This is a genomic window from Vibrio fujianensis (assembly GCF_002749895.1).
GTDB classification, from domain to species: domain Bacteria; phylum Pseudomonadota; class Gammaproteobacteria; order Enterobacterales; family Vibrionaceae; genus Vibrio; species Vibrio fujianensis.
Genome location: NZ_NBUS01000041.1, coordinates 68,228 through 72,805, shown reverse-complemented (window position 1 = coordinate 72,805; position 4,578 = coordinate 68,228). Strand labels below are relative to the sequence as shown.

At 44.3% G+C, this 4,578-nt stretch carries 3 protein-coding genes; 2 read left to right on the top strand and 1 reads right to left on the bottom strand.

The features are described from left to right. Positions 1–60: 60 nt before the first annotated feature. Positions 61–903 (bottom strand): helix-turn-helix transcriptional regulator, encoded by an 843-nt coding sequence (locus B7C60_RS07645; RefSeq protein ID WP_099611144.1) that lies wholly within the window; start codon positions 901–903, stop codon positions 61–63. Between the two features lie 358 nt (positions 904–1,261). Here B7C60_RS07645 and B7C60_RS07640 point away from each other — a divergent pair, with 358 nt between their 5' ends. Further along, positions 1,262–3,169: a PTS fructose transporter subunit IIABC gene (locus B7C60_RS07640; RefSeq protein ID WP_099611143.1), complete on the top strand. Its 1,908-nt coding sequence runs from the start codon at positions 1,262–1,264 to the stop codon at positions 3,167–3,169. A gap of 79 nt (positions 3,170–3,248) precedes the next feature. Further along, positions 3,249–4,469: a mannose-6-phosphate isomerase, class I gene (gene manA / locus B7C60_RS07635; protein ID WP_342747937.1), complete on the top strand. Its 1,221-nt coding sequence runs from the start codon at positions 3,249–3,251 to the stop codon at positions 4,467–4,469. The last annotated feature ends 109 nt before the right edge of the window (positions 4,470–4,578 follow it).

Sequence of the window (4,578 nt, the reverse complement as noted above, 5' to 3'; positions counted from 1 at the left end):
GCTAATGTACGCTATGTCTCGCCTACTGGCTTGATTAATGAAGCTTTTTATTTCTCTTGGTCAAATTGAGCCACGGTATTGAGTTGGGGTTTTCCCTGTGCGATTTTTAAACACACGACAAAAATAGTTCACATCTTTAAAACCACAACGGACAGATACTTCATTCAGTTTAAAGTTATATTTTTTCAGCATAAACTTTGCGCGCTCAACCCTAACCCAAGTAATGTAATCAGCTAATGTCATGTGACCTTGTTGCCGAAAAAGGCGCGACAAATGATTGGATGAAATACTAAACCGAGCAGCAATACTGTCACGAGTAATTGGACGGTGAAAGTTCTCTTGAATATAAATACAAATACCCTGATACAAATCTTGCACACGGCGGCTCGACTGCTGCTCAATCGGCGCATCCAACATTGTTTTGGCATATTGTAATAGGGCTTGTAACAAAAGCTCATCCATCGGCTTTTTTATATTCTCACGAGCCAGCGAACTAAGCGCTTCTAAGATGTTATCAATCGCAAACCCAGAACGGGTCTGAATACTGTGTTTTTGAATATCGTAAAAAGTCGCCTCACCTTTACGTTTGCTTACTAAGCTCAGACCAAGCTGACGACGACCAAACAGAATGCTCAATACCGAACAATCTGTATCCCAATCAGGCTTATTCCAACAGTTTGGTGGAATAAAAATGGCGTCTCCACTTTTGGCAACAATATGGCTGACTTTTCGATGATCATCTTCCATTTGATTAATATATTCCCCACTTAATACCAACTCTAGACGCGGAAAATTGACTTGATAGCTAAATTTTGGGGGGGTATGAAAATCACCTGCGAACCAAATATGATGAAAGGGTTCCCTTTCTTGTAAGACCGCTGAAATTAACTCATTAAAAATCATTTGCTCATACCCTATCTATTGGGGACTATTTTTTTAGGTATACACTGGGCTGGATTTTTGTACTACAGAACAAAATCACACTTCACCAACAAGGTTATAAAAATCCAGTTACTGAATCAATTTTCTAGATAAAACCCGTCGCCAATTCTACTCTCGCAACGAGTGATAAGGTTGATGAGCTCTATATAATAATTTTCCCACAAATCACCGCTGCAATAAAAATACAGTAGATGATCTGAATCACACTCTTACTAGTGAGTTACAATTATCCAGTAAATGCATTATTTATTCACTACCCTGAATTGAGCACAACTTTGACAATGCACTGAAATAACAATGATCGTTACAGGGGTTATTCATGATCACCAAACTCATTAATGAAAATTTAATCAAGCTTGATCTTCAAGCCACGAGCAAAGAAGAGGTGTTTAAAGAACTCATCGAAGTTCTCTATGCTCAAGGTCGCATCTCAGACCAAGCACAATTTTTAACAGATATTCAAGCACGTGAAGCGTTGGGCAACACAGGATTTGAAGAAGGGGTTGCGATCCCGCATGCCAAAAGTGCCGCCGTCATTGAGCCGGCGGTGGTGATCGGTGTTAGCCAATCAGGTATTGAGTACGGTGCTGATGATGGGCTACCTTCTAAATTATTTTTCATGATCGCCTCACCCGATGGTGGCGATAATCACCATATTGAAGTGCTTGCTGAACTCTCATCAAAATTAATTGAAGATGGCTTTATTGATGCCTTTGTTAACGCATCCAATAGCCAGCAAGCGCTGGCGTTGCTGTTAACTAAACAAGAATCACAACAACCCACACTCCCCGTAACCAATCAAGGATTCATTATTGGCGTAACGGGCTGTCCTGCCGGTGTTGCGCACACCTACCTCGCTGCAGAAGCACTAGAGAAAGGTGCCGCTGCCATGGGTTATGATATTAAAGTAGAAACGAATGGCTCTATCGGGGTCAAAAATAGCCCAACTGAGCAAGAAATCGAACGTGCCGACGCCATCATCGTCGCCTGTGATAAACAAGTGGACATGAGCCGTTTTGCGGGCAAGCGTGTGGTTAAAACGAATGTAAAAGCTCCTATCCGCGATGCTCAAGCCCTGATTAATGAAGCGTTAAACGCCCCCATCTACCAAGCAGATGCCACCAGCAATACACAAAAATTTGCCGCTGGCAAAGCCTCTCAAGCTCGCTCCGATCTCTACCGTTATTTAATGAATGGTGTCTCACACATGATTCCATTCGTTGTAACAGGCGGTCTACTGATCGCTTTAGCACTGGCAGTAGGCGGTGAGCCGAGTGAAACTGGCATGGCGATTCCGGACGGCAGTATGTGGAATCAAATCCTTAATGTGGGCGTGGTTGCCTTTACTCTGATGATCCCAATCCTTGCCGGTTACATTGCTTACGCCATTGCAGACCGCCCTGCACTCACCCCAGGATTGATCGGCGGCTGGATTGCCAATAACGGATCTTTTTACGGCGCAGATGCAGGCACAGGCTTTATTGGCGCGATCATCGCGGGTCTATTGGTGGGTTATTTCGTCAAATGGATTACATCCATCAACTACCACAAATTTATCCAACCTTTAGTCCCCATTATGATTGCGCCGATCACTGGTTCATTATTCATTGCGGGCCTATTTATCTTCGTAATTGGAGCACCAATTGCGAGCTTAATGGATAGCCTAACCGCACTTCTGACCACCATGAGTACCGGTAATGTGGTATTGCTCGGTATCGTATTAGGCGGAATGGCTGGATTCGATATGGGTGGCCCCTTCAACAAAGTTGCCTTCTTATTCTCGGTCGGTATGATAGCGAGCGGTCAAACACAATTTATGGGGGCAATGGCATGTGCTATCCCCGTCGCACCGTTAGGTATGGCATTAGCAACGGTATTGGGGCGTAAGTTCGCTCTATTTGAAGCATCAGAACAAGAAGCCGGTAAAGCGGCTGGTGCAATGGGTTTGGTCGGTATTTCTGAAGGTGCAATCCCATTTGCCGCGCAAGATCCGATGTCGGTTATTCCTGCCAATATGCTAGGTTCAATGGTTGCGGCAGTCATGGCGTTCTCATTTGGTATCACCAATAGCGTCGCACATGGTGGCCCCGTGGTTGCACTATTAGGTGCAATGAACCATCCCGTGCTTGCACTTCTCTGTATGATCGTCGGTGCAATAGTAACGGCAATAACGTGTGTCACATTGAAGAAAATTCGTAAAACGAAAATGATGCAAGCTACGGCTTAGCCCTAACGATTCTAATGGCTTGGGCAATTTGGTCCAAGCCATGATTTTTTAATGGTGAGATTTTATGTCTGATTTAACAATGTCTAAGGCACAAACGGCCCCAACACAGGCGGGTTATCCCATGTTCTTATTGATGAATAATGTGATTCAAAACTACGCTTGGGGCAGTACAACCTCTGTCAACCAACTGTTTGGGATTGAAAATCCAACCCATGAGCCACAAGCTGAAGTGTGGATGGGCGCGCATCCCAATGGCTGCTCAACCGTCAATATCCACGGTCAAGCCACAAAACTCTCTACGCTGATTGCTCAAGACATGGATGCTTTTCTAGGCACAGAAGTAGCCACTCGTTTTAAAGAACTTCCTTATTTATTCAAAATATTGGCAGCAGAAAAAGCCTTATCTATTCAAGTCCATCCAAACAAACAACAAGCAGAACAAGGATTCGCGTTAGAACAACAACAAGCCATTCCTCTCTCTGCGGCTCATCGTAACTATAAAGATCCCAACCACAAGCCGGAATTGGTCTACGCATTGACTGAGTACCAAGCGATGAATGGTTTTCGATCCATCAATGAGATTATTGGCCATTTTTCTCAGCTTGCTATTTTTGAGCTACAACCGCTATTAGACGAGCTTATCGCTCATCAAACACCTCAAGGCTTAGCGGCGTTCTTTTCTGGCTTATTATCTCTTGAAGGGCAACAAAAAGAAAACGCGCTCACCGCTCTGTTGGTAAAAGCGCGCGAACTAAACTCTCCCCTGTTTAGCCTCATTGCGACACTGGAAAAACAGTATCCGAATGATATTGGCCTATTTGCACCCTTATTGTTTAATGTGATCACACTACAACCCGGTCAAGCGATGTTTTTAGATGCCGAAACGCCACATGCCTATCTCCAAGGGACAGGTCTTGAAATTATGGCAAACTCTGACAACGTCTTACGCGCAGGCTTAACCCCTAAATATATTGATGTACAAGAGTTAATCGCTTGCACTCGTTTTACCGAAAAACCATCCGATAGCTTATTACTCGACCCCATTGAACGTGATGGTATCTTGGAATATCCCGTGCCAGTGAACGATTTCAAATTTGCTATCATTACCGCCTCAAACCACAATGCATTTGATGTGCAAAGTGCTGAAATCCTACTTCCGTTAGAAACCACCTTAGTGCTCACTCATGCAAACGGTGAAACCTGTGTGGTAGAGAAAGGCCGCTCCGTGTTCATTCCAGCTTATGCCAAACATTACACGATGAGTTGTACTGGCCGAGTTGCTCGCGCATATAGCGAGTAATCGACAAACTATACCCAAACAACGTGGAGTTACAGGTAGGCGGCAAGTGAGTGAATCCCCATGAGCATAGACAGGCTATGTGATTGGGGTGAAAGAACGTAACCAACCC

What these genes read in the sequence shown, in the direction of transcription:
- B7C60_RS07640 (WP_099611143.1), top strand. Translation starts at nt 1,262, where the DNA reads ATGATCACCAAACTCATTAATGAAAATTTAATCAAGCTTGATCTTCAA.
- B7C60_RS07645 (WP_099611144.1), bottom strand. Translation starts at nt 903, where the DNA reads ATGATTTTTAATGAGTTAATTTCAGCGGTCTTACAAGAAAGGGAACCC.
- manA (WP_342747937.1), top strand. Translation starts at nt 3,249, where the DNA reads ATGTCTAAGGCACAAACGGCCCCAACACAGGCGGGTTATCCCATGTTC.